The sequence below is a fragment of the Stutzerimonas sp. NM35 genome (assembly GCF_054604355.1).
In genome coordinates, this window is record NZ_CM137728.1 from 3776969 (window position 1) to 3800988 (window position 24020).

Consider the following 24020-nt stretch of genomic DNA (forward strand, 5'->3'; position numbering starts at 1 on the left):
ACGACATGAACGTCAAGACCCTGCTTGGCGCCGGCCTGCTGGCCGCCGCCACTCTGCTCCAGGCGGCTTCGGCACAGGCCGCCAGCGAATACCTGGTCAGCACCGACTGGCTGGAGAAGAATCTCAACGATCCCAAGGTTCGCATCGTCGAGGTCAGCGTAGTGCCTGGTGTGTACGAACGCGGGCACATTCCCGGCGCGGTGAATTTCGCCTGGCACAGCGACCTGGTCGATCCGGTGCGCCGTGACATCGCCACCCAGCAAGCCTTCCAGGAGCTGCTGCGCAAGAGCGGCATCTCCGACGACAGCACCACCATCCTCTACGGCGACAACAACAACTGGTTCGCCGCCTGGGGCGCCTGGGTGTTCGACGTGTATGGCGTCGACAACGTCAAGCTGCTCGACGGCGGGCGCGCCAAATGGGAAGCCGAGGGTCGTGCCCTGGACAACCGCGCCAGCACCCCGGTCGCGGGCAACGTCACCGTCAAGGCCGCCAACCAGGACCTGCGCGCCTTCCTCCCCGATGTGCTGGCCGCAGCCGAGAAGCGCAGCGACGTGCAACTGGTGGATATCCGCTCGGGCGATGAATACAGCGGCAAGATCTTCGCCCCGCAAGGCGTACAGGAACTGGCCATCCGCGCCGGCCACATTCCCGGTGCGGTAAACGTGCCCTGGGGGCAGGCGGTAGCCGCTGACGGCACCTTCAAGTCCGCCGAGGAGCTGAAGAAAGTCTACGGCGCGGTAGGCATCGACGGCAGCAAGCCGGTCATCACCTACTGCCGTATCGGCGAGCGCTCCAGCCACACCTGGTTCGCGCTGAAGAAGATCCTTGGCTACGACGTGCGCAACTACGATGGCTCCTGGACCGAATACGGCAACGCCGTGGGCGTGCCGGTGACCAATCTGGCCGGCACGGTCTGGGGCGGGAAATAAGGCTGCTCCGTCCACTTGTAGGAGCGAGCTTGCTCGCGAACGCGGAGGCCCGGATGACGCGCCGATTCGCGAGCAAGCTCGCTCCCACGGGTCATTCCGGCCATCACCCCTATACGAATTCCCCAAGGAACCTCCCCGGTCGGCTCAAGGACAACCGATGACCGCCTTCTCGATTTCCCGCACGGGCGCCGCCCTGATCGGCGCCGCCCTGTTGCTGGCCGCCTGGCAACTCTCGGACGGCAGCAACCAGGGCCGCGCCTTCAGTTTCTCCCTGGCCAGCGGTGCGCTGTTCGGCCTGCTGCTGCAGCGCTCGCGTTTCTGTTTCTTCTGCGTCACCCGCGACTTCATCGAGCGCCGCGTCCCCGACGGCCTGCTCGGCCTGCTCGCTGCGCTCGCCGTGGGCACCCTCGGTTATCACGCGCTGTTCGGCGCCTTCCTGCCCGATCCGTCCAGCGGTCGCCTGCCACCGGATGCCCATGTCGGTCCGCTGAGCTGGGTGCTGGCCCTGGCCGCCACCGTGTTCGGCATTGGCATGGCGATTTCCGGTTCCTGTATCAGCGCTCATCTCTATCGCCTCGGTGAGGGCGCGTTCGCCTCGCTGGCGGCGCTCGCCGGCGCGCTGCTCGGTTTCGCCCTCGGTTTCCTCAGCTGGAACCCGCTGTACCTGGCCAGCATCCAGCAGGCGCCAGTGCTCTGGCTGCCGGGCAAGCTGGGCTATGGCGGTTCGCTGCTGCTGCAGCTGGCGCTGCTCGGCGCCCTTGCTGCCTGGCTGTTGCGCTATCGCCAGCCAGCGACCGGCGCGCCGCGTTCCGATGGCCTGTGGTCGTTGTTGTTCGGCACGCGCTGGCCGACCTGGGTTGGCGGGCTGCTGATCGGCACTCTGGCGACCCTCGCCTACCTGCGCGTCGGTCCGCTGGGTGTCACGGCGGAGTTGGGCAGCCTGGCGCGTACCGGCGCCGATGGGCTCGGCTGGCTGCCGGAACGGCTGGAGGGCCTGGACGGTTTCGCCGGCTGCGCCACGGTGATCAAGGACAGCCTGCTGTCCAACAACGGCCTGTTCATCCTCGGCCTGATCTTCGCCGCCTGGGCCAGCGCCCTGGCGGCGGGCGACTTCCAGCCGCGCCTGCCGGCGCCGCGCGAATGGCTGCGCAACCTGCTGGGCGGCGTGCTGCTCGGCTGGGGCAGCATGCTGGCGCTGGGTTGCACCGTCGGCACGCTGCTGTCCGGGGTGATGGCCGGCGCCGCTTCCGGCTGGGTGTTCGGCGTGTTCTGCCTGATTGGTACGCTGCTCGGGCTGAAACTGCGTGCATTGCTGCGCCTGGGATGACCTGCCGACTGCTTATAAATTAATAGCCAAAAGTTATTTGTTGTTTGATTTTTAGAACAAATAAGATCAGTCGAACCGGACCACCGGACCCGTTTTTTTCAAACCTGTCCCGTGATCCGGCCTCTCCTCGCAGCGGTCGACCGACTGCCGAGGAATACCCGCAATGCCCAAGTTCCCGTTTTTCCGTAGCCTGCTGGTGGCTCTGTCCTTCGGCGGTCTGGCCTTGAATGCGCAAGCCGCCGCTTTCACCGTTGCCTACCAGACGACCGTCGACCCGGCCAAGGTGGCGCAGGCCGACGGCCTCTATGAAAAAGCCAGCCAATCCGAGATCAAATGGCGCAAATTCGATGGTGGCGCCGAGGTGATCACTGCGGTGGCATCCGGTGACGTACAGATCGGCTATGTCGGCTCCAGCCCGTTGACCGCCGCCGCTACCCGCGAACTGCCGATCCAGACGTTCCTCATCGCGGCACAGATTGGCGCCGCCGAAGCCCTGGTCGCCCGCGATGGCAGCGGCATCAGCAAACCCGAAGACCTGATCGGCAAGAAAGTCGCCGTGCCCTTCGTCTCCACCGGCCACTACAGCCTGCTGGCCGCGCTCAAGCATTGGAACATCGATCCGGCCAGGGTGCAGATTCTGAACCTGACGCCGCCGACGATCATTTCCGCGTGGAAGCGCGGCGATATCGACGCCACCTACGTCTGGGACCCGGCGCTCGGTGTGGCCAAGGAAAACGGCAAGGTCTTGATCACCTCCGGTGAGCTGAGCACGCTCGGCGCACCGACCTTCGACGCCTGGATCGTGCGCAAGGACTTCGCCGAGAATCATCCGGACGTGGTTCGCGCCTTCGCCAAGGTCACGCTCGACGCCTATGCCGATTACCGCAAGGACCCGCAAGCCTGGCTGGCCGACCAGGACAACATCGCCAAAGTGGTGAAGCTGTCCGGCGCCAAGGCCGACGATATCCCGCTGTTGCTGCAGGGCAACGTCTTCCCGCTGGCCGCCGACCAGCTCACCGCGCTGGGCGCGCCCACGATTCAGGCCGTCACCGACACCGCGGCCTTCCTCAAGGAGCAAGGCAAGGTCGAGGCGGTCCTGCCCGACTACACGCCTTATGTCAGCAACCAGTTCATCACCCACTGATGAAACGCAGGGGGGTTAGCGATGCACGACCCGCGCCGCCAACCCTCCACGAACGCTATCGAGAACGACATGGCCCTACTTCAACTGGAGCGCATCGGCGCACGGTATCCCGGCGCGACCGAGCCGGTACTGAGCGACATTTCCTTCAGCCTTGGTCCGCAGCAGTTGTTGGTGGCCCTCGGTCCTTCCGGTAGCGGCAAGACCACCTTGCTCAATCTGATCGCCGGCTTCGTGCAACCGAGCGCCGGCCACATCACCCTCGATGGACGCCCCGTGCAAGGCCCCGGTGCCGAGCGCGGCGTGGTATTTCAGGACGATGCCCTGCTGCCCTGGCAGAACGTTCTGCACAACGTCGCCTTCGGCCTCGAACTGGCCGGCATGCCATGCGCGCAGCGCGAAGCCAGGGCCCGCGAGCTGCTGGCGCTGGTCGACCTGGCCGGCTTCGAGCAGCGTCAGACATGGGCGCTCTCCGGCGGGCAGAAACAGCGTGTCGGCCTGGCCCGGGCGCTGGCCGCCGATCCACGGGTGCTGCTGATGGACGAACCCTTTGGCGCCCTCGACGCCTTCACCCGCGAACAGATGCAGGAGCTGCTGCTGCAGGTCTGGCAGCGCACGGCGAAACCGGTGTTCCTGATTACCCACGACATCGAGGAAGCGGTGTTTCTCGCCACCGACCTGCTGCTGCTCGCGCCCGATCCGGGGCGGATCGCCGAGCGCCTGCCGCTGGACTTCGGCCAGCGCTACGCAGCGGGGGAAAGCGCCCGGTCGATCAAGTCCGACCCGCGCTTTATCGCCACTCGCGAACACGTACTGACTCAGGTATTCGCTGAGCGCCAGAGGAGACGCGCATGAGCAGTCTCGAACTCCCCCTGCCAGAGCACGTCATCGCCTCGGCAAAGCCTCGCCGCAAACGCGAGCCGAGCCTGTTCGTCATCAGCAGCCTCAGCGTGCTCAGCGTATTGCTTGCCTGGTTCGCCGCGACCGCCAGCGGCCTGATCGAACCCCTGTTCCTGCCCAGTCCGCAAGCGGTCGCCAGACGCGGTTGGCAACTGCTCACGATCGGCTATATGGACGCCACGCTCTGGCAGCACCTGGCCGCCAGCCTAGAGCGTATCGGGCTGGCCTTGCTGTGCGCCGTGCTCACCGCCATTCCGCTGGGCATCGCCATCGGTCGCAACCGCATCGCGCGCGGCATCTTCGACCCGTTGATCGAGTTCTACCGACCGATTCCGCCACTGGCGTACCTGCCGCTGATCGTCATCTGGTGCGGTATCGGCGAGCTGTCCAAGGTGCTGCTGATCTACCTGGCGATCTTCGCCCCGATCGCCATTGCCACAGCCACCGGCGTACGCAATGTCGACCCGGCCAAGTTGCGCGCCGCGCAGTCCCTCGGCGCCACGTCGGCGCAACTGGTGCGCCACGTGATCCTGCCCGGCGCGCTGCCGGAGATCCTTACTGGCGTGCGCATCGGGCTCGGTGTCGGCTGGTCGACGCTGGTCGCCGCCGAACTGATCGCCGCCACCAGCGGCCTCGGCTTCATGGTGCAGTCCGCCGCGCAATTCCTGGTCACCGACGTGGTGGTCCTGGGCATTCTGGTCATCGCCCTGATCGCCTTTTCCCTCGAGCTGGGCCTGCGCGCACTGCAACGCAAGCTGGTGCCCTGGCATGGCCAGGCGCACTGATCGACGAAGCCCGAGCAACTCCTAATAACCAGCCGTACATGCCCTGCGTTGCATCAATCGATATGCCTGCCCCTGCGGAGGCGGATCTACCCAAACCACTGCGACGAGTACATTCCCATGAGTCTCGATATTTTCTGGTTCCTGCCCACTTCGGGTGATACCCGCTACCTCGGCAAATCCGAATTCGGTCGCCCGGCCACCAACCAGTACATGCGGCAGATCGCCGTGGCGGCGGAGAACCTCGGCTACGATGGCTTGCTGATCCCCACCGGCAGCAGCTGCCTGGACCCCTGGGTGACGGCCGCCAGCCTGGTGCCGGTAACCCGCCGGATCAAGTTGCTGGTGGCATTGCGCACCTCGGTCAGCAGCCCCACCATCATCGCGCGCCAGGCCGCCAGCCTGGACGAAGCGCTCGGCGGTCGTCTGCTGCTGAACGTGGTGCCCGGTGGCGATGCCGCCGAACTGGCCGCCGAGGGCGTTTACCTCAAGCATGACGAGCGCTATGAGGCGGCTGATGAATTCCTCAGCGTCTGGCGCCGTGTGCTGCAAGGCGAGACTGTCGACTTCGACGGCAAGCACATCAATGTGAAGAAGGCGCAGAACTTCTTCCCTCCCGTGCAGAAGCCCTACCCGCCGCTGTACTTCGGCGGCTCGTCCGCTGCGGCGCATGAGCTGGCCGCCAAGCACGTGGATGCCTACCTGACCTGGGGCGAGCCGCCGGCGGCGGTGGCCGAGAAGATCGCCGATGTGCGCGAGCGGGCGAAAAAGCACGGTCGTACGGTGCGCTTCGGGGTGCGCCTGCACGTGATCGTCCGTGAAACCAACGAGAAGGCCTGGGCCGCCGCCGGGGAACTGATCCAGTACCTGGACGACGAGACCATCGCCAAGGCCCAGGCCAACTACGCCACCATGGATTCCGAAGGCCAGCGGCGCATGGCCGCGTTGCATGGCGGACGGCGCGACAAGCTGGAAGTCAGCCCCAACCTCTGGGCCGGCGTCGGCCTGGTACGCGGCGGCGCAGGCACCGCACTGGTCGGCGACCCGCAGACCGTGGCGGCGCGCCTGCAGGAGTACGTCGACTTGGGCGTGGACAGCTTCGTGCTCTCCGGCTATCCGCACCTTGAGGAAGCCTATCGCTTCGCCGAACTGGTGTTCCCGCTGCTGCCGGGCAAGCAGGCCGTGACGGTCAGTGACAGCCTCACCGGTGGTGCCTTCGACGTACGTGCCAAGGTCAAGCCGGAGGAAAACGCCGCATGAGCCGTTGACCGGCCTTTCCTGAGAGGGTGTTTACAAAATAGGCGAACGAAGGCAAGACAAGGCGAAATCGACCGAAAAGCGCAGTTTACATGCAGTAAATGAGCATTTGATTCGCTTCGCTTACCCCTTCGGGGCCGCGCTAAAGCGCGTTCAGCCTTCGGCTGTGAGGTCGATTTCAACGCAGTATTGCCGAGTGCAGCCATTTTGTAGGCTATGTCCCCGTTACGTGTTGGTTGAGTAATCCTGCTTTTGTGGGAAGGGCAGGGACGCCGAGTCCATGCCCGCGAAACCCGGTTCGGACATCGACGCGGTTCCATCATCCCCCGTCATCCCCGCGAACGCGGGGACCCAGTGCCTGTCAGGTAACCCCGCAACCACGCTGGGCTCCCGCATTCGCGGGAGTGACGAGGTTGATTTGCGTTAGGCCTGTGCATCACCCTTTGTCCGCGATGCCCGAACCATCCGCACGGTTCCGTTCGCGGCCAAGGCCCCTCCCACGATGGCCGCGTGCATACCGATCCTGTGGGAGCGGCTTCAGCCGCGAAATTCGCGGAGTGCTCTGGTCTAAAAAACCGCTCCCACAGAAGGATTCACGCACCTCAAGTGCTCGCAACAGCTAACTGGGACATCGCCATTTTGTAGACACCCTCTGAGTCGCCAGCCCATCAGCCTCTGGTGGCTGGCGACGCATCCTCGAAGCGGTCGACCTGGCGCAGGCTCTTGAAGCCGAGCATCCAGCCGCCCGTTACCGCCAGGGTGCAGAAACAGCCCAGCAAGGCCGCCGGCACCACGCCGAACCAGGCGGCGCTGGTGCCGGCGCGGAACTCGCCGAGTTCGTTGGACGAGCCGATGAACAGCATGTTCACCGCGTTGACCCGCCCGCGCATGGCGTCCGGGGTGGAGAACTGGATTAGTGACGAGCGGATGTACATGCTCACCATGTCCGCACCACCGGCGATAAACAGCGCCACGAAGGACAGCCAGAACAGGCTGGACAGGGCGAATACCAGGTTGGCCAGGCCGAAGATCGCCACCGCGATGAACATGGTCATGCCGACATGGCGGTTGAACGGTCGGGTGCTCAGGTAGAAGCCCACCATCACCTCGCCGAGCGCCATGGCGCTACGTAGCGCGCCGAGGCCGGTCGGGCCGACTTCCAGCACTTCCTGGGCGTAGATCGGCAGCAACGCCACCACACCGCCGAGCAGCACGGCGAACAGATCCAGCGAAATGGTGCCGAGAATGATCGGTCGCGAGCGGATAAAGCGAATCCCGGCGGTGAAACGCTGCCAGGCCGTTGCCTCCAGCGCCTGCATCGCCTCGGCATAGCGCACCGGCACCCAGCGCAGCAGCACGATCCCGGCGAGGAAGAACAGCAGGCAGGCCGCATAGGTCAGTCCGCCACCGCCCAGCGCGTAAAGGCCGCCACCGAACACCGGCCCGGCTATGGTCGAACCACGCACGATCATGCTGTTGGCGGCAATCGCCGCCGCCAGTTTTTCACGCGGCACGATCTGCGGCAGCAGGCTCGACAGCGCCGGCCCGGTGAAGGCACGAGCGCAGCCGTAGAACACCAGCACGATGTAGAAACCGGCGACCGCCCCGCCGCTCAGCGACAACCACAACAACGCCGCCGCACACAGCGCTTCCAACCCCCAACTGAGGATCAGGATGCGCTTGCGGTCGTAACGGTCGATCAGGTCGCCCGCCGGCATCAGCAGCAACAGCATGGGCACGAACTGCGCGAGACCCACATAGGCCAGCGACAGCGGATCGCGGGTCATGTCGTACACCTGCCAGGCCACCACCACGGCGAGAATCTGCACGGCGAACATGGCCAGCACGCGGCTGATCAGAAAGGGCAGGAAACCAGGCTGGCGGTAGACGGAAGCGGGTAGAGCGGAAGCGTCGGAAGAGGACACGGCAAATATCCAGACAAACGGAGGCTGAAACGTTCAGGTCATGCTCGATATCGCCGTCGGCTCGACACAATCCGGGTCGGACGATGAACCTGTAGGAGCCCGAGGGGCGCTCAGCTCTTGCTCGCGATCATGGCTGCTCGGTGCAGCGGCTGATTGCCAGCAAGCTGGCTCCTACGTTCGAAAGAGCGTTTCCCCACCAGGCTCAGGCGCGGGCGTTGCGAATGCCTTCCGCCAGTTCGCGGCAGTGGCCGAGCACGCCGGCGACGGCCTCGGCGGAACTCTCGGCCTTGGCGATATGGTCGATCAGGGCGGAGCCGACCACCACGCCGTCGGCCAGCCGGGCAATGGCCGCAGCCTGTTCCGGGGTGCGGATGCCGAAGCCGATGGCGACCGGCAGGTCGGTGTGGCGCTTGAGTCTGGCCACGGCCTGTTCGACATGCTCCAGGGTCGCCGAACCCGAGCCGGTCACGCCGGCCACCGAGACGTAGTAGACGAAGCCCGAACTGTTGGCGAGTACCGTGGGCAGACGCTGGTCGTCGGTGGTCGGAGTGGTCAGGCGGATGAAGTCGATGCCCGCGGCCTGGGCCGGGTCGCAGAGGTCTTCGTTGTGCTCCGGCGGCAGGTCGACCACGATCAGGCCGTCGATGCCGGCGGCCAGCGCATCCTCGATGAAGCGCGGTACACCGTAGTGGTGGATCGGGTTGAAGTAGCCCATCAGCACCAGCGGCGTGGTGGTGTCGCCTTCGCGGAATTCACGGACCATCTGCAGTGTCTTGATCATGTTCTGCTTGCCGGCCAGCGCGCGCAGGTTGGCCAGCTGGATCGCCGGGCCATCGGCCATCGGGTCGGTGAAGGGCATGCCCAGCTCGATCACGTCGGCGCCGGCGGCGGGCAGGCCCTTAAGGATCTGCAAGGAAGTGTCATAGTCCGGGTCGCCGGCGGTGACGAAGGTCACCAGCGCGGCGCGATTTTCCTGTTGCAGCTGGGCGAAGCGCGTCTGCAGGCGGCTCATATGCGTTCTTCCTGTTCGGCAAAGTGGTGCATGACGGTCTGCATGTCCTTGTCGCCACGACCGGACAGGTTGACCACCATCAGATGATCCTTGGGCAGCGTGGGCGCGCGCTTGAAGACTTCGGCCAGCGCGTGGGAGGACTCCAGCGCCGGGATGATGCCTTCCAGTCGGCAGCACAGGTGGAAGGCGTCCAGCGCCTCCTGGTCGGTGATGGAGCAGTACTCGACGCGACCGATGTCGTGCAGCCAGGCGTGCTCGGGGCCGATGCCGGGGTAGTCGAGGCCGGCAGAGATGGAGTGGGCGTCGATGATCTGGCCGTCGTCGTCTTGCAGCAGGAAGGTGCGGTTGCCGTGCAGCACGCCGGGTTCGCCGCCATTGAGGCTGGCGGCGTGCTTGCCGGTCTCGATGCCGTAGCCGGCGGCCTCGACGCCGACGATCTTCACGCTCTGGTCATCGAGGAACGGGTGGAACAGCCCCATGGCGTTGGAGCCGCCGCCGATGCAGGCCACCAGCGAGTCGGGCAGGCGGCCTTCCTGGGCCTGCAACTGGTCGCGGGTCTCCTTGCCGATCACCGCCTGGAAGTCGCGGACCATGGCCGGGTAGGGGTGGGGGCCGGCGACGGTGCCGATCAGGTAGAAGGTGCTGTCGACGTTGGTCACCCAGTCGCGCAGGGCTTCGTTCATGGCGTCCTTGAGGGTGCCGGTGCCGGCGACCACCGGGATCACCTCGGCGCCCAGCAGCTTCATGCGGAAGACGTTGGCCTGCTGGCGGTCGATGTCGGTGGTGCCCATGTAGATCACGCACTGCATGCCGAAGCGCGCGGCCACGGTGGCGGTGGCCACGCCGTGCATGCCGGCGCCGGTCTCGGCGATGATGCGTTTTTTACCCATGCGCCGGGCCAGGAGGATCTGGCCGATGCAGTTGTTGATCTTGTGCGCGCCGGTGTGATTCAGCTCTTCACGCTTCAAGTAGATCTTCGCGCCGCCGCAGTGCTCGGTGAGGCGTTCGGCGAAGTACAGCGGGGAAGGGCGACCCACGTAGTCGCGCTGGAAATAGGCCAGTTCCCTGGCAAACTCGGGGTCCTGCTTGGCCTTCTCGTATTCGGCGGCCAGCGCGTGGATCAGCGGCATCAGCGTCTCGGCGACGTACTGGCCGCCGAAGCTGCCGAACAGGCCCTTGGCGTCGGGGCCGTTGCGGTATGAAGTCATGGGCGATCTCCTGGGGAACTCGGTCTTGTAGGAGCCAGCTTGCTCGCGATCAGCGTGGATCGCCAGCAAGGACTGGGCGTCGCCCTGGCTCCTACGACATGGCATGCACCCTAACCGGATGCGGCGGGGAAAAAAAGCGATAAGATCGCTGCGACTCGTCAGGAAAACTCACTCATGAACACCAGCCTTCCACCGCTCAATGCCCTGCGTGCCTTCGAGGCCGTGGCGCGTCTCGGCAGTCTAAAACAGGCGGCCAGCGAGCTGCATGTCACTCACGGTGCCATCAGTCGGCAGCTCAGGAGTCTGGAAGAAGCCCTCGGCATCGCCCTGCTGGAAAAGGACGGGCGTGGTGTAAAACTCACCGATGCCGGCGTGCGGCTGCGCGATGTCGCCAGCGATACCTTCGAGCGGCTGCGCAGCACCTGCGCCGAGCTGCAGCGACAGACCGCCGAGGCACCCTTCGTGCTCGGCTGTCCCGGCAGCCTGCTGGCGCGCTGGTTCATTCCTCGGCTGGACCGGCTCAACCGCGAGCTGCCCGACCTGCGCTTGCAACTGTCGGCCAGCGAGGGCGACCTGGACCCGCGCCGCGCCGGGCTCGACGCGACGCTGTGGTACGCCGAGCCGCCGTGGCCGGCGGACATGCAGGTGTTCGAGTTGGCTGTGGAAAGCATCGGCCCGGTATTGAGCCCGTATCACCCGCGCTGCACGGCGTGGCGCGGTTCAGCGCCGACGGTGCTGCTGGGCGAGCCGCTGCTGCACACTGCCTCACGCCCGCAGGCCTGGCCGAGCTGGGCGCGCGGCAAGGGCCTGGAGCCATCCGAGCTGCGCCTGGGGCAGAGTTTCGAGCACCTGTATTTTCTGCTGGAAGCGGCACTGGCCGGGCTGGGCGTGGCCATCGCCCCGCAGCAACTGGTCGCCGACGATCTGGCCGCGGGCCGCCTGCTGGCGCCCTGGGGGTTCGTTGAAACCTCGGCACGGCTGGCCTTGTGGGTGCCCGCACGCCGTGTCGACCGGCGTGCGGAGCGGCTGGCCGAGTGGTTGCGTGGGGAGCTGGGCGTGGCGCAGAGGGTTTGACGGGGTTTGCGGTCAGATCTTTACGCAGACAAACAGGGCGTTGCCGGAAGCCCTATCCCAGGGGGTGATCTTTTCATAGTCATGCTCAAACACATGCACATCGAACAAGGGCTGCAACAGTTCCTGCAGCTCGTCGAAGCCTGTGGCGACCATGGCGTGTTCGTCCTGCCAGGTTTGCGTGACGCCCCGGGTGGTCTTTTCAATGGCGAGTTTCAGGGTCTGCCGGTCACCGGAGCCGCCGTAATGCCAGCCGGAGGTGAACATGAAGCGGCTGTTGTCGTGCTCGGCGGCATGGCGCGTGAATGAGGTGTTGTCGATCCTGTGCTTGTCCACGGTGTTGAAGCAGAACACACCGTTTTCATCGAGCGCCGCATGCACGCTGGCCATGCACGCGCGCAGCGTGTCCAGACCGTTGTTGTAGTGGATGGAATACAGGAAGCAGGTGATCAGATCGAAGGCCTCATCAACCTTGAAGTTGCCCATGTCCTGCAATGAGAACTGGGCTTCCGGGCAACGCAGCCGGGCGATGTCCAGCATGGGCTGATTGATGTCCAGCCCGCTGCTTCGGTAACCGGAATCAAGGAAATGCCGAATATGCGGCCCGGTGCCACACGCCAGATCCAGGTGGCGTGTGCCCTGGTTGCCGAATATCTGATGCAACCTGCGTGCAGCGTCGCTTTGCGCACGGTAGTCGATGCCGTCGCACATCAGATCGTAGTAGCCCGACAGGTCGGTATAGAGCGAGTTGGCGGACATGGTTGTCAGGCGTCATCCCGCTTCTGATGCTGCAGGCCGGCCTGGGTGATGTTGCTGCCTGGCGGGATGCTGCGCGTGAGCCAGACGTTGCCACCGATAGTGGAACCCTGGCCGATGGTGATGCGACCCAGAATGGTCGCGCCGGCATAGATCACCACATCATCCTCGACGATCGGATGGCGCGCGCGGCCCTTGTGCAGCTGGCCGGTTTCGTCGGCGGTGAAGCGTTTGGCGCCAAGGGTAACGGCCTGGTAGATACGCACCCGATTGCCGATGATCGCCGTTTCGCCGATGACCACGCCCGTGCCGTGGTCGATGAAAAAGCTGCCGCCAATCTGCGCGCCAGGGTGAATGTCGATGCCGGTGGCGGAGTGAGCGATTTCCGCGCCGATGCGCGCCAATAGCGGCAGGCCGGCGGCGTATAGATGGTGGGCGAGACGGTGATGGATAACCGCAAGAATCCCCGGATAGCACAGCAGCACTTCGTCGACGCTGCGTGCCGCAGGGTCGCCGGCGTAGGCGGCGGTGACGTCGCTGTCGAGCAGCCGGCGCATCTGCGGCAGGGCGGCGGCAAAGTCGCGCACGATCTGCACCGCGCCGGCGTCACTGCCGGCCTCTGGCTCGCCGCGCTGGCGGGCGGCATAGCGCAACTCCAGGCGTACCTGGCAGAGCAGGCTGTTCAGCGCATTGTTCAATGTATGACCGACGTAGAAGTCTTCGCTCTCCAAGCGCAGGTCGCTTGGGCCCAGGCGCATCGGAAAGAGCGCGCCGCGCAGGTCGGAGAAGATGCATTCCAGCGCCTGGCGTGACGGCAGCTCGCGGCTCCCCAGCTCGCGGGCGCGCCCGGTGCTGACGCGCCATTCGGTACGGGCGGCGCGCAGCTCGCTGACGATCCGTTCCAGTTGCCAGGCCTCCGGGCGGGAGGGCGACTCTTGCGAGTATTCGTCTCGACCTTGGGACTGGCCGTCGAGCTTGTCGGGCATGGGAACTCCTTGAAAACGCCTTCGGCAGAAAATGAACGGGAAGCCGCCTCGGCAACATTGGTCGTGGCCCAGTTTAGCAACGGCGAACCCAGGCATTCGATACGCAACTTGTTCGTTATAGCCTGTCCCGCGCCTGAAGAAAGCTCGCCTTGCCGCCTTCCTGCTGCGTTTATCAGCCCTGCCAGTGACCGCCCTCGACGATCACCAGTTGGGGATCGGTCCCCTCGGGCAGTTCCTTGCGCACGTACTGGTCGTAGAGTTCGAGCAGGTACTGTTCCTCGCCCAGCTTCGCCAGCGTTTCATTGACCCATTCGCGCAGTTCGTCGTTGCCCTTCTTCACCGCCGGGGCGATGGGGTCTTCGCCGCCGAGGCGGTCATCCAGCACGCGGTAGCCGGGGTTCTGCTTGGCCCAGCTGAACAGCACGATGTTGTCCTGCGCGTAGGCATCGCCGCGACCATCGGCCAGGGCCTGCAGCGACAGCGAGGTGCGCTCGAACTTGAGCAGCTTCCAGTCGGGGCGGTTGCGGGTCAGCCAGATATCGGCGGTGGTGCCGATGGTGACGATCAGCGTCTTGTCCGCCAGATCGTCGAGCTTCTCGACGCCGCCGTCGTCACGCACCAGCAATTGCACGGCGACGCGCAGGTTGGGGTTGGTGAAGTCCACCGCTTCCTTGCGCTCGGGGGTAACGGTCATGTTGGCGAGGATCAGGTCGACCTTGTCGCTTTGCAGGAAGGGAATCCGGCTGGCCGGCTCCACCGCGACGAACTCGATCTTGTTCTCGTCGCCCAGCAGCTCCTTGGCGAAGCGCCGTCCCAGGTCGGTATCGAAGCCGACATAGCGCCCGCTCTCGTCGACGTAGCCGAATGGCGGCTTGTCGGTGAAGACACCGACGATCAGTTTGTCGCGCTGCCGGATCTTCTCCAGGTAGCTGTCGCTCGGCGCGGCGGTGGCCGAGGGTTTCGGTTCTTCGGCATTGCCGCAGCCGAGCAGCAGGCCGGCGGCGATGAAAGGCAATAACAGCAGTGATCTGGCAGTTCTCATGGTTTCTCTCGCTTGGCATGTCGGTGCATGCCGTCTATGTAGGAAAACTTCGCCAGGAACTGCTGCGCGCGTGCGGTTCGCGGCTGGCTGAAGAAGCTTTCCGGGTCGTTCTGTTCGGCGATGCGTCCGCCATCCATGAACAGAATACGGTCGGCCACCGCGCGGGCGAAGGCCATTTCGTGGGTGACGATGAGCATGGTCATGCCGCCTTCGGCCAGGGCGAGGATCACCTCCAGCACTTCCTTGACCATCTCCGGGTCGAGGGCCGCGGTGACTTCGTCGAACAGCATCACCTGGGGATTCATGCACAGCGCGCGAACGATGGCGATGCGCTGCTGCTGGCCGCCGGACAATTCGCGCGGATAGGCGTCGCGGCGGTCCAGCAGGCCGACCCGCGCGAGCAGCCGTTCAGCCTGCTCCAGGGCATCGACCCGCGTGCGTTTCTGCACCTTGAGCGGCCCGAGCAGGATGTTCTCCAGCACCGTCATGTGCGGGAACAGGTGGTAACTCTGGAACACCATGCCGACCCGCTGGCGCACCAGGCGCCAGTCGCTGTCGCTGCTCAGTAGCTGACCGGCGAAGCGGTATTCGCCGCCCTGTCCCGGCTCCAGGCCGTTGAGGCAGCGCAGCAGGGTGCTCTTGCCGCAGCCGCTGGGGCCGAGGATCACCACCACTTCGCCCGCCTCGACCCTGAGGTCGATGCCGGCGAGCACGGCGGTCTCGCCGAAACGCTTGGTGAAGCCGGCCAGTTCGATCAGTGCCGTCATGCGATGCTCCAGCGCCTTTCCAGCACACGCGAGGCGGCGGACAGCGGATAACAGATGAAAAAGAAGAACAGGAACAGCGCGCCATAGATCAGCAGCGATTCGTAGGTGCGTTCGACCAGCTGCTGGCCGACCTTGATGATCTCGACCACGCCGATCAGCACCGCCAGCGAGCTGGTCTTGATGATCCGCGTGTAGACGTTGATGGTCGGCGGCGTCATGCGCTTGAGCGCCTGCGGGATCAGCACGTAGCCGTACAGCTGCGCGCTGGACAGACCGATCGCCAGCCCCGCCTCGCGCTGCCCGCTGGGCAGCGAGCGCAGGGCGCCGCGCACCACCTCGCCGATCTCGCTGGCGCTCCACAGCGACAGCACCAGAATCGCGCACCACAGGTTGGGAATGTCGATGCCGAAGAAGATCGGCAGACCGAAGAAGAACAGATACAGCCAGACCAGTACCGGGATCGCCCGGAACAGCTCCAGATAGATCCGCAGCAAGGCATTCAGCCAGCGCGAGCCGAGGTTGCTCAGCACGCCGTAGAGTACCCCGCCCACGCTGCCGAAGAGGATGCTCCAGGCCGATATCAGCAGGGTCTGCGAGGCGCCGCGCCAGAGTTGCGGCAACGACACCCAGAGTAGCTCAAGTCCCGAACTGGCCACGTTGCAACCTCCTTTCCAGGTAGCGGAACAACAGTGAGAGCGGCAGGAAGATCAGCACGCACAGCGCGCTCAACACCAACAGCATCTCGTAGGTCTTGTAGTACAGGGCGATGTAGCTTTTGGTGGTGTAGAGAATTTCCGGCACCGCCACGGCGGACACCACGGTGGTTTCCTTGAGCAGGAAGATGAAATTGGCGAACAGCGCCGGCAGGCTGAGGATGCCGGCCTGCGGCAGAATCACGTAACGCAGCAGCTGCCAGCGCGACAGCCCGATGGCGAGCCCCGATTCGATCTGCACCCGGGGCACCGCCTCGACCCCGGCGCGCAGCACCTCGGTGAGGTAGGCGCCGCCGAGGAAGGTCATGCCGATGATCGCCGCGGTGAAACCGGAGACGCGGATACCCAGGCTCGGCAGGGCGAAGTAAATGAAGAACAGCTGGATCAGCAGCGGCGTGTTGCGCGCCAGCTCGACATAAAGTCCCACCAGGCGCCGTAGCAGCGGTACGCGAAAGACCAGGATCGCGGTATTCACCAGCGCCACCAGCAGCGAGGTGGCGATGGCGATGAAACCGATCTGCAGGGTCACGCCGACGGCCTTGTAGAAGGACGGCAGCGTGCTCTGGATGAAGACCCAGTCCAGGGTCATCGCGGCAACCTGTCGCCCGGTTGCAGCAGCGGCACGTCCACCTCGACCGTATCCGGATACTTGATGCCGGCGCCGGTGTTGAGGATCACCACCCGCTCGCCGGCCTTGATCCAGTCGGCGGCGCGCAGCTTGCGTGCGGCAGCGTAGAGTGCGGCGCCTTCCGGGCAGACGAAGGCGCCTTCCAGTTCGGCGACCTTGCGTTGTTCGGCGAGCAACTCGGCGTCATCCACGGCGATGGCGTAACCGTCGCTCTCGTACAGTGCTTCGAGCACCAGGAAGTCGCCAAGCGCCTTGGGCACGTTGATGCCGAAGGCCACGGTGGTCGAATCGGCCCAGAACTCGGAAACGGCAGCCTTCTGCTCCCAGGCCTTGACGATGGGCGCGCAACCGCTGGCCTGCACCGCCACCAGACGCGGCAATGGCCGGTCGGCGGGAATCCAGCCCAGCTCGCGCAGCTCCTTGAACGCCTTGTGGATGCCGATCAGCCCGACCCCGCCGCCGGTGGGGTAGAGGATCACGTCGGGCAACTGCCAGCCGAACTGCTCGGCCAGCTCCAGGCCCATGGTCTTCTTGCCCTCGATGCGGTACGGCTCCTTCAGCGTCGAGGCGTCGTACAGGCCGCCTTCGGCCACGGCCTGGGCCACCTGCTTGCCGGCATCGGAAATCAAGCCGTTGACCAGATACAGGCTGGCGCCGGACAGCGCGGTTTCATTGCGGGTGATCAGCGGCGCATCCTGCGGCATGACGATGGTGGCGTGAATGCCGGCGCGTGCTGCATACAGCGACCAGGCCGCGCCGGCGTTGCCGTTGGTGGGCATCGCCAGGGCCGTCACCCCCAGTTCCTTGGCCCTGGATACGCCGACCGCCGCGCCACGGGCCTTGAACGAGCCGGTGGGAATGATGCCCTCGTCCTTCAGCCAGAGATCGTCGATACCCAGGTCGCGACCGATGCGTGGGGTGGTGAACAAGGGTGTGAAACCCTCGCCGAGGCTGACCACATTGGCCGGATCGCGCACCGGCAGCAGCTCGTGGTAGCGCCACAGGCTGGCCTCGCGACCGAGCAGATCGGCGGGTTTCCAGCTCCGTTTCAGGGCTTCCAGGTCGTAGGCCACCAGCAGCGGCGCGCCGGCGGCACTGAGCTGCTGGATATGATCGGCATCGTAATGCTCGTTGGTTTTCGGGCAGTAGAGGTGGGACAGGTAACTGTAGGGCATGGGATTGCTCACCAATCGGCCACGACCGGATAAGCCGTGGGTTCAATATCGAAGGCCACTCGACGCGGGTAACGCGAGTGGCCGGATGGTCTACGTAGGGTGGATGACGCTTCATCCATCCACCGATGTACCGCGCCAATGGCGGGAGCGCACATCGCAGGCAATCAGCTCCCCGGATTGGCGTGGGCTTCTTCGAAGAAGTAGTCCTGCCACGATGTCGCCTTGTTTTTCAGCACGCCCAGCTCATGCAGTTCCTCAGCGTAGGTGAAAGTGCGTTGCGGCGACACGGTGAAGTCGTTCTCCGGGTCTTCGATGATCTTCTGCACGAACTCCAGCGGCAGCCTGGAGTTCTCCACACGGATGTAGATCTCGGCGGCTGCGGCCTTGTCGGCCTTGATGAACTGTTCGGCTTCGACCAGCGCGTCGTAGAAGGCCTTGTAGGTCTTCGGGTTTTCCTTGTGGAACTTCTCGGTGGCGTAGAGCACGCTGAAGGAGGCCTGGCCGCCAAGGATGTCGTAGCTGCTGATCAGCTTGTGCACCTTGGGATTCTCCAGCGCCTGGTACTGGAACGGCGGGCTGGAGAAGTGCGCGGTGATTTCCGAACCGCCCTTGATCAGCGCCGCGGTGGCGTCCGGGTGCGGCAGGCTGACGGAGATCTTGTCGAAGCGCTGGAAGTCATCCTTGCCGTACAGCCTGGCGGTTTCGATCTGCAGGGTGCGCGACTGGAAACCGACGCCGGCAGCCGGCACGGCGATGCGGTCCTTGTCGGACAGGTCCTGCAGGGTCTTCACCTCTTCGCGGTTGCTCAGCAGGTAGTTGGGCAGCGAACCGAGCGAGGCCACGGCCCTGACGTTCTGCCGACCGTGGGTGCGGTCCCACACGGTGAGCATCGGCGGCACACCTGCCGATACCACGTCGATGGCGCCGGCCAGCAGCGCCTCGTTCATTGCGGTGGCGCCGGAGATGGTGCGCCAGTCCACCTTGATCTCGTCCAGGCCCTGGGCCTTGGCGTGCTTCTCGATCAGTTGCCGGTCCTTGACCACGTGCAGGAGCAGGTAGCCGATGCCGAACTGCTGGGCGATGCTGATCTGGCCTTCGGCTTGGGCGGCGACGGGCAACGCCAGGGCGCCGAGCAGGCTCAGGGCGATGGCGAAACGGTTTTTCTTCATGGATAGCTCCTGTGCCTGGCGGTGCGTTGGCCAGGCGGTCTTTGGGTGGTTTGGTTCGAGAAAGGCGGTTGGGGGTGGGCTTCAGCCCACCACAGGTTCGGCCCTGGGACTTGTAGGAGCCAGCTTGCTGGCGATTCGGCGCCGAGGATCGCCAGCAAGCTGGCTCCTACAGGGGGCTAGCGCTGCATCCCCCAGCGCTTGACGGTCACGCGTTCGATGCTGGCGAAGATCAGGTTCTCCACCAGCAGGCCGATCAGGATCACGGCGGCCAGGCCGGCGAAGACCTTGTCGGTGTACAGCTCGTTGCGGTTCTGGAAGATGTACCAGCCCAGGCCGCCCTTGCCGCTGGAGGCGCCGAACACCAGCTCGGCGGCGATCAGCGTGCGCCAGGCGAAGGCCCAGCCGATCTTCAGGCCGGCGAGGATCGACGGCAGCGCCGCCGGGATCAGGATGAACAGCACGAAGCGCAGGCCCTTGAGGCCATAGTTGCGCCCGGCCATGCGCTGGGTTTCGGAAACGCCGAGAAAGCCGGCGTAGGTATTGAGCGCCAGCGCCCAGAGCACCGAGTGCACCAGCACGAAGATCAGGCTGTTCTCGCCCAGGCCGAACCACAGCAGCGACAGCGGCAGCAGGGCGATGGCCGGCAGCGGGTTGAACATCGACGTCAGCGTGGACAGCAGGTCGCGGCCCAGTTGCGTCGACACCGCCAGGGTGGTCAGCAGAAAGGCCAGGCCGATGCCGACCAGATAACCCTTGATCAGCACCGACAGCGAGATCGCCACCTTCTCCAGCAGCTCGCCGCTGCCGATGCCCTCGACGAAGGCCTTGGCCGTCTGCACGAAGCTCGGCAGCAGCAGGTCGTTGCCCTGGTAACGCGCCGCCAGCTCCCAGATCAGCGCCAGCGCCAGCAGGATCAGCGTCTTGCGCAGCCAGCCCTGTTGCCACAGGCGTTGAACGAGCGGCAACTCGCGTTCCAGCTTGAGACCGGGCAGCGGTTGCAGGGGGATTTCGTATTCCTCACGCCGTGCGGGGGAAAGACTCATGATTTCATTCTCCTCAGTAGGCGATGCGGATGTCGTGGAAACCCAGTTCGGCGGCGTGGCCGCCCTCGACCTCCTCGTCGAACAGCAGGCGATGGATGCGTTGCGCGGTCTGCTGGAAACCCACACCGCCGAGGCTGCGCAGGTCGTACTGATGGCTGTTGATCTCCGCCCGTACCCGGCCCGGATGCGGCGACAGCAGCAGGATGCGGTTGCCGACGATCAGCGCCTCCTCGATGGAGTGGGTGACGAACAGCAGGGTGAAGCGCACCTCTTCCCACAGCTCCAGCAGCTCTTCCTGCATCTTGCGCCGGGTCAGCGCGTCCAGCGCGGCGAAGGGTTCGTCCATCAGCAGGATCTTCGGCTGCATGGCCAGCGCACGGGCGATGGCCACGCGCGCCTTCATGCCACCGGACAGGGTGTGCGGGTAGGCATCGGCGAAGGCGGCCAGGCCAACCTTTTCCAGGTAATACAGGGCGCGCTCCTCGGCGTCGCGGCGGCCCAGCGTGCGCGAGGCCAGCAGCGGGAACATGACGTTCTGCTTGACCGTCTTCCACGGCGGCAACTGGTCGAATTCCTGGAACACGACGATGCGGTCCGGCCCTGGCTCCCTGACCTCGGTGCCATCCAGGCGAATGGTGCCGCCGACCGGATCGATAAAGCCGGCCACCGCCTTGAGCAGCGTGGATTTACCGCAACCGGACGGCCCGAGCAGCACGAAACGATCGGCGCGATCCACCTCGAAGCTGACCTCGTGGGTCGCCCGCACCACGCGCTGCGGGGTGCGGTATTCGAGGCTGACCTGCTCCACCTGCAACAGGGTGTCGAAGGCGCTTCGGTTCAGGGTGCTGGCCGTGTGGCCTTGCAGGGGGGCATTCATGGCATCAGCTTCCCTGGCCGATGGCGGCGTCTTCGAAGAAGTAGTCCTGCCAGGAGGCCGGCTTGTTCTTGATCGCGCCGACGCGATGGAGGAACTCGGCCAGCGGGTAGGTGTTGGTCGGGGTGACGCTGAACTGGAACTGCTCGTTGTCGATGATCTTCAGCAAGTCTTCGCGGCTGATCTTCGCCCCGGTGACACGGATATAGGTGTCGGCGGCGGCACGCTTGTCGTTCTGCGCGAACGCGGCAGCCTCGGCCAGCGCGGCGACGAAGGCCTTGTAGGTCTTGGGGTTGTCCTTGCGGAACTTCTCGGTGGCATACAGCACGGTGGGCGAGTTCGGGCCGAGCAGCTCGTAGGTGTCGAGCACCACATGCACGTCCGGGTTCTCCAGCGCCTGGTTCTGGAACGGCGGATTGGAGAAGTGCCCGTTCAGCTCGGTGCCGCCTGATTTCAGCGCGGCGGTGGCATCCGGGTGCGGCAGCGCCAGGGTGTACTTGTCCAGGCGGTCGAACTGGTCGTCGCCCCACTGCTTGGCGGCGGCGTACTGGAGGAAGCGCGACTGCACCGACACGCCCACCGCCGGCAGGGCGATGCGGTCCTTCTCGGTGAAGTCGGCGATGGTCTTGACGTTCGGGTTGTTGCTCAGCAGGTAGTAGGGGAAGTTGCCCAGCGAGGCCACACCCTTGACGTTCTGCTTGCCGTGGGTGCGATCCCACACGGTCAGCAGCGGGCCGATGCCGGCGCCGGCGATGTCGATGGCGCCGGACAGCAGCGCATCGTTGATCGCCGCCCCACCGGAGAGCTGCTGCCAGTCGACCTTGATCTCCAGGCCATCGGCCTTGCCGTGTTTCTCGATCAGCTGCTGGTCACGCACCACGTTGAGCAGCAGGTAGACGATGCCGAACTGCTCGGCGATGCGGATCTGGCCTTCGGCCTGGGCCAGCTGCGGCACGGTCAGGGTGCCGACCAGCAGGCTCAGGGAGAGACCGATGCCGGCGCCCAGCCGACCGAAACGGGGAATGAAGGGAAAACGCTTGCCTAGAGACATGATGAGACTCCATTTCAGAAAAGGAACAGCGATGAGGATCAGAACGGAACGTCGCCCTGGATGGTCGTGCGGTGCATGCGTCGGCGCAGGTGGCTCGGACAACCGGTGGCCAGGTGAATCAGCGCGCGGTTGTCCCAGAACACCAGATCGTGGGGTTGCCACTGGTGGCGGTAGATGAATTCGGGGCGGGCGCTATGCGCGAACAGCTCGGCGAGAATCTGCCGGCTCTCGTCCTCGGGAATGTCGAGGATGTGCGTGGTGAAGTTCTCGTTGACGAACAGGCCCTTGCGCCCGGTTCCCGGATGCGTGCGCACCACCGGATGCACCACCGCCGCGACTTCGGCCAGCTGCGCCTCGGTCAGGGTCGGTCGGCGCACGCTGGCGAACACCTCGTCGGCGTAGCGCGCGGTGTAGGAATGCGCCGCGCGCTTGCCTTCGAGGGCCTGGCGCAGCTCGACCGGCAGGGTCTCGTAGGCCAGTTGCTGGCTGGCGAACAGGGTATCGCCGCCTTCTTCGGGCAGTTCCCGGGCCAGCAGCATGGAACCCAGGCTGGGGAATTCCTTGTAGGACAGGTCCGAATGCCAGAACTTGCCGGCATCGCCCAGGCCGATCGGCTGACCGTTCTCCTGGATGTTGGAGATGATGAAGATTTCCGGGTGGTTGGCCAGCAGGAACTGCTTGAGCACATGGATCTGCAGCGGGCCGAAGCGGCGGCTGAAGGCGATCTGCTGCTCGGGAGTGATGCGTTGCTCGCGGAATACCAGCAGGCCGTGATCGAGGTGAGCCTGGTGAATCCGGGCGAAGTCGGCATCGTTCAGCGGCTGGGCCAGATTCAGTCCGACGATTTCCGCGCCGAGCGGCGCGTCGAACGGCAACACCTGAAAATTCTGGGCAACGGCGCCGGACGGGGCCGCGTATGCGAAAGCCGACATTGGACAACTCCATGCATATGCGCCCAATCGGCGCATCACTTTGGGAGGGCTGTTGAAACAGCCCAACATTAAGTGCGGCGCGCCGATTGGTCGGCAGGTACGCATGGGTGTGACTTTATGGGTATAAGCGAATTAATTTAAATACTTTTTTAGAATATGCATATGGTGATCCTTCAGGTCGTCGCACAGCCGAATCGCAGCAGCCCGCCTGGGACGATTCGGCATCCGACCGGTAGCTGAATCGTGGGCTGGACGCATGATCGCCCGCAAGCGGGCGCCTACAGGAAAAGCCGTGGCGGCGCCAACCTCTGCTCCAATCGACCGACCCTCGGAGGTGCATGCGATGCGCGGAGCGCACCCGTGGCAACGTGCCGGATATCGGAAGCGGGGCGTCGCGGAACGCTCGACCTCGGCGCCCACTCATCCCGCGCCGATCTGCATGCATGGCCGTAGGTTGGGTTGAGGCGCATAGCGCCGAAGCCCAACACGCTGCAATCACCGGACTGCGACGAAGGCGTTGCCCGAGGCCTCGCTCGTTGGGCTTCGCGGAGCGAAGGCTGCGCGCCCCGACCCAACCTACCGGGCGTGAGTCCAGCGGCTGTAGAGCCAGCGCGCGCCGGCATCGAGCAGGAAGCCCAGCACGCCGATCAGCAACACCATGGCCATCAGCTCCGAATAGGCCAGGCGGTCGCGGGTGTCGAGGATGTAGTAGCCCAGGCCGGCGCTGACGCCGAGCATCTCGCAGGGCACCAGCACGATCCAGAGGATGCCGATGGCCAGGCGCACGCCGGTCAGCACATGCCCCAGCACGCCCGGCACGATCACCCGGCTCAGGGTTTCCCAGCGGGTGGCGCTCAAACTGCGCGTCAGCTGCAGCCAGCGCGGGTCCAGCTGCTTCACGCCCGAGGCCGTGTTGAGCAGGATCGGCCAGACGGCGGCGAAGGTCAGCAGGAAGTAGATCGGCTGGTCGCCGACCCCCATCAGCATCACCGCGATGGGCATCCAGGACAGCGGTGAAATCATCCGCAGGAACTGGAACGCCGGCGTGGTCGCCCATTCCAGGTTGCGCGAACTGCCGACCAGCAGGCCCAGCGGCACGCCGATCAGCAGCGCCAGCCCCAGGCCGACCAGGATGCGCCTGAGACTGACCCAGACATGCTCGAACAGCTCGGGGCGCCCGAGCAGCTCGAACAGGCTGACCAGCGTCGCCTTGGGCGCGAACAGCGCCGTCAGCCCTTCGCCGGAGCCGAACAGGCCCATCCCCAGCCACCAGAGCCCGAACAGCAGCACCAGGCCGCCCACACCGAGCAGCCCCGGCCAGACATGGAT

Annotated in this window: 23 protein-coding genes; 7 read left to right on the forward strand and 16 right to left on the reverse strand. The window is 65.2% G+C overall.

Translation table 11 applies throughout. The features are described from left to right. The first annotated feature begins 5 nt into the window (after positions 1-5). The 6 genes from ACYCFC_RS17455 (at position 6) to ssuD (ending at position 6342) form a co-directional block, all read left to right on the forward strand. Complete coding sequence (locus ACYCFC_RS17455) at positions 6-932, forward strand: sulfurtransferase (RefSeq protein ID WP_459652379.1); 927 nt, start codon at positions 6-8, stop codon at positions 930-932. Positions 933-1089: 157 nt separating this feature from the next. Then, entirely contained in the window at positions 1090-2259 is a 1170-nt protein-coding gene (locus ACYCFC_RS17460; RefSeq protein ID WP_459652380.1) for a YeeE/YedE thiosulfate transporter family protein, read from the forward strand. Positions 2260-2422: 163 nt separating this feature from the next. Next, entirely contained in the window at positions 2423-3403 is a 981-nt protein-coding gene (gene tauA / locus ACYCFC_RS17465; protein ID WP_459652381.1) for a taurine ABC transporter substrate-binding protein, read from the forward strand. A 69-nt stretch (positions 3404-3472) separates the two neighbouring features. Continuing rightward, on the forward strand, positions 3473-4255 hold the full coding sequence (gene tauB / locus ACYCFC_RS17470; RefSeq protein WP_459652382.1) for a taurine ABC transporter ATP-binding subunit: 783 nt from the start codon (positions 3473-3475) through the stop codon (positions 4253-4255). Further along, positions 4252-5085, forward strand: a complete 834-nt coding sequence (gene tauC, locus ACYCFC_RS17475) for a taurine ABC transporter permease TauC (RefSeq protein ID WP_459652383.1) — start codon at positions 4252-4254, stop codon at positions 5083-5085. The genes tauB and tauC overlap by 4 nt, the downstream gene beginning before the upstream one ends. 117 nt (positions 5086-5202) lie before the next feature. Beyond that, positions 5203-6342, forward strand: coding sequence for an FMNH2-dependent alkanesulfonate monooxygenase (gene ssuD, locus ACYCFC_RS17480; protein WP_459652384.1), 1140 nt, complete (start codon positions 5203-5205; stop codon positions 6340-6342). Positions 6343-7007: 665 nt separating this feature from the next. Here ssuD and ACYCFC_RS17485 read toward each other — a convergent pair. From ACYCFC_RS17485 to trpB, 3 genes are all read right to left on the reverse strand, one after another. Further along, positions 7008-8264: an MFS transporter gene (locus ACYCFC_RS17485; RefSeq protein WP_459652385.1), complete on the reverse strand. Its 1257-nt coding sequence runs from the start codon at positions 8262-8264 to the stop codon at positions 7008-7010. 202 nt (positions 8265-8466) lie between these two features. Continuing rightward, a complete protein-coding gene (trpA, locus tag ACYCFC_RS17490) occupies positions 8467-9276 on the reverse strand; it encodes a tryptophan synthase subunit alpha (protein ID WP_459652386.1) in 810 nt (269 codons plus the stop codon). Next, on the reverse strand, positions 9273-10484 hold the full coding sequence (trpB, locus tag ACYCFC_RS17495; RefSeq protein WP_459652387.1) for a tryptophan synthase subunit beta: 1212 nt from the start codon (positions 10482-10484) through the stop codon (positions 9273-9275). The genes trpA and trpB overlap by 4 nt, the downstream gene beginning before the upstream one ends. Positions 10485-10658: 174 nt before the next feature. On the opposite strand from trpB, the gene ACYCFC_RS17500 reads away from it, so the two are divergent. Beyond that, entirely contained in the window at positions 10659-11558 is a 900-nt protein-coding gene (locus ACYCFC_RS17500; RefSeq protein WP_459652388.1) for a LysR family transcriptional regulator, read from the forward strand. A 12-nt stretch (positions 11559-11570) separates the two neighbouring features. Here the strand turns inward: ACYCFC_RS17500 and ACYCFC_RS17505 are convergent, their stop codons facing one another. The 13 genes from ACYCFC_RS17505 to ACYCFC_RS17565 all read right to left on the reverse strand — a co-directional run bounded on the left by ACYCFC_RS17505 (position 11571) and on the right by ACYCFC_RS17565 (position 24020). After that, the gene (locus ACYCFC_RS17505) at positions 11571-12314 is read right to left on the reverse strand and encodes a class I SAM-dependent DNA methyltransferase (RefSeq protein WP_256051931.1); all 744 of its coding nucleotides are present in this window, start codon (positions 12312-12314) and stop codon (positions 11571-11573) included. 5 nt (positions 12315-12319) lie between these two features. Further along, positions 12320-13297, reverse strand: coding sequence for a serine O-acetyltransferase EpsC (epsC, locus tag ACYCFC_RS17510; protein ID WP_459652389.1), 978 nt, complete (start codon positions 13295-13297; stop codon positions 12320-12322). Positions 13298-13469: 172 nt separating this feature from the next. Continuing rightward, positions 13470-14339 carry a transporter substrate-binding domain-containing protein gene (locus ACYCFC_RS17515; protein ID WP_459652390.1) on the reverse strand — a complete coding sequence of 290 codons (870 nt, stop codon included), beginning with the start codon at positions 14337-14339 and terminating at the stop codon, positions 13470-13472. Continuing rightward, positions 14336-15106 (reverse strand): amino acid ABC transporter ATP-binding protein, encoded by a 771-nt coding sequence (locus ACYCFC_RS17520; protein WP_459652391.1) that lies wholly within the window; start codon positions 15104-15106, stop codon positions 14336-14338. The genes ACYCFC_RS17515 and ACYCFC_RS17520 overlap by 4 nt, the downstream gene beginning before the upstream one ends. Beyond that, a complete protein-coding gene (locus ACYCFC_RS17525; RefSeq protein ID WP_459652392.1) occupies positions 15103-15762 on the reverse strand; it encodes an amino acid ABC transporter permease in 660 nt (219 codons plus the stop codon). Before ACYCFC_RS17525 ends, ACYCFC_RS17520 begins: the two co-directional genes overlap by 4 nt. After that, positions 15743-16408, reverse strand: coding sequence for an amino acid ABC transporter permease (locus ACYCFC_RS17530; RefSeq protein ID WP_459652393.1), 666 nt, complete (start codon positions 16406-16408; stop codon positions 15743-15745). The genes ACYCFC_RS17525 and ACYCFC_RS17530 overlap by 20 nt, the downstream gene beginning before the upstream one ends. Beyond that, entirely contained in the window at positions 16405-17622 is a 1218-nt protein-coding gene (locus ACYCFC_RS17535; RefSeq protein WP_459652394.1) for a threonine synthase, read from the reverse strand. Before ACYCFC_RS17535 ends, ACYCFC_RS17530 begins: the two co-directional genes overlap by 4 nt. 164 nt (positions 17623-17786) lie before the next feature. Further along, the gene (locus ACYCFC_RS17540) at positions 17787-18791 is read right to left on the reverse strand and encodes an ABC transporter substrate-binding protein (protein WP_459652395.1); all 1005 of its coding nucleotides are present in this window, start codon (positions 18789-18791) and stop codon (positions 17787-17789) included. 176 nt (positions 18792-18967) lie between these two features. Continuing rightward, positions 18968-19834 carry an ABC transporter permease gene (locus ACYCFC_RS17545; protein WP_459652396.1) on the reverse strand — a complete coding sequence of 289 codons (867 nt, stop codon included), beginning with the start codon at positions 19832-19834 and terminating at the stop codon, positions 18968-18970. 13 nt (positions 19835-19847) lie between these two features. Then, complete coding sequence (locus tag ACYCFC_RS17550; RefSeq protein ID WP_459652397.1) at positions 19848-20711, reverse strand: ABC transporter ATP-binding protein; 864 nt, start codon at positions 20709-20711, stop codon at positions 19848-19850. A gap of 4 nt (positions 20712-20715) precedes the next feature. After that, positions 20716-21759, reverse strand: coding sequence for an ABC transporter substrate-binding protein (locus ACYCFC_RS17555; protein WP_459652398.1), 1044 nt, complete (start codon positions 21757-21759; stop codon positions 20716-20718). Between the two features lie 38 nt (positions 21760-21797). Beyond that, a complete protein-coding gene (locus ACYCFC_RS17560) occupies positions 21798-22691 on the reverse strand; it encodes a TauD/TfdA dioxygenase family protein (RefSeq protein ID WP_459652399.1) in 894 nt (297 codons plus the stop codon). A 576-nt stretch (positions 22692-23267) separates the two neighbouring features. Continuing rightward, the gene (locus ACYCFC_RS17565) at positions 23268-24020 is read right to left on the reverse strand and encodes an ABC transporter permease (RefSeq protein ID WP_459654022.1); all 753 of its coding nucleotides are present in this window, start codon (positions 24018-24020) and stop codon (positions 23268-23270) included.

Coding starts and splice junctions, on each gene's coding strand:
- ACYCFC_RS17455 (WP_459652379.1), top strand. CDS start 6: ATGAACGTCAAGACCCTGCTTGGCGCCGGCCTGCTGGCCGCCGCCACT.
- ACYCFC_RS17545 (WP_459652396.1), bottom strand. CDS start 19,834: ATGAGTCTTTCCCCCGCACGGCGTGAGGAATACGAAATCCCCCTGCAA.
- ACYCFC_RS17540 (WP_459652395.1), bottom strand. CDS start 18,791: ATGAAGAAAAACCGTTTCGCCATCGCCCTGAGCCTGCTCGGCGCCCTG.
- ACYCFC_RS17555 (WP_459652398.1), bottom strand. CDS start 21,759: ATGTCTCTAGGCAAGCGTTTTCCCTTCATTCCCCGTTTCGGTCGGCTG.
- ACYCFC_RS17520 (WP_459652391.1), bottom strand. CDS start 15,106: ATGACGGCACTGATCGAACTGGCCGGCTTCACCAAGCGTTTCGGCGAG.
- ACYCFC_RS17500 (WP_459652388.1), top strand. CDS start 10,659: ATGAACACCAGCCTTCCACCGCTCAATGCCCTGCGTGCCTTCGAGGCC.
- ACYCFC_RS17530 (WP_459652393.1), bottom strand. CDS start 16,408: ATGACCCTGGACTGGGTCTTCATCCAGAGCACGCTGCCGTCCTTCTAC.
- ACYCFC_RS17560 (WP_459652399.1), bottom strand. CDS start 22,691: ATGTCGGCTTTCGCATACGCGGCCCCGTCCGGCGCCGTTGCCCAGAAT.
- epsC (WP_459652389.1), bottom strand. CDS start 13,297: ATGCCCGACAAGCTCGACGGCCAGTCCCAAGGTCGAGACGAATACTCG.
- ACYCFC_RS17515 (WP_459652390.1), bottom strand. CDS start 14,339: ATGAGAACTGCCAGATCACTGCTGTTATTGCCTTTCATCGCCGCCGGC.
- tauA (WP_459652381.1), top strand. CDS start 2,423: ATGCCCAAGTTCCCGTTTTTCCGTAGCCTGCTGGTGGCTCTGTCCTTC.
- ACYCFC_RS17535 (WP_459652394.1), bottom strand. CDS start 17,622: ATGCCCTACAGTTACCTGTCCCACCTCTACTGCCCGAAAACCAACGAG.
- ACYCFC_RS17505 (WP_256051931.1), bottom strand. CDS start 12,314: ATGTCCGCCAACTCGCTCTATACCGACCTGTCGGGCTACTACGATCTG.
- ssuD (WP_459652384.1), top strand. CDS start 5,203: ATGAGTCTCGATATTTTCTGGTTCCTGCCCACTTCGGGTGATACCCGC.
- trpB (WP_459652387.1), bottom strand. CDS start 10,484: ATGACTTCATACCGCAACGGCCCCGACGCCAAGGGCCTGTTCGGCAGC.
- tauB (WP_459652382.1), top strand. CDS start 3,473: ATGGCCCTACTTCAACTGGAGCGCATCGGCGCACGGTATCCCGGCGCG.
- ACYCFC_RS17460 (WP_459652380.1), top strand. CDS start 1,090: ATGACCGCCTTCTCGATTTCCCGCACGGGCGCCGCCCTGATCGGCGCC.
- trpA (WP_459652386.1), bottom strand. CDS start 9,276: ATGAGCCGCCTGCAGACGCGCTTCGCCCAGCTGCAACAGGAAAATCGC.
- tauC (WP_459652383.1), top strand. CDS start 4,252: ATGAGCAGTCTCGAACTCCCCCTGCCAGAGCACGTCATCGCCTCGGCA.
- ACYCFC_RS17550 (WP_459652397.1), bottom strand. CDS start 20,711: ATGAATGCCCCCCTGCAAGGCCACACGGCCAGCACCCTGAACCGAAGC.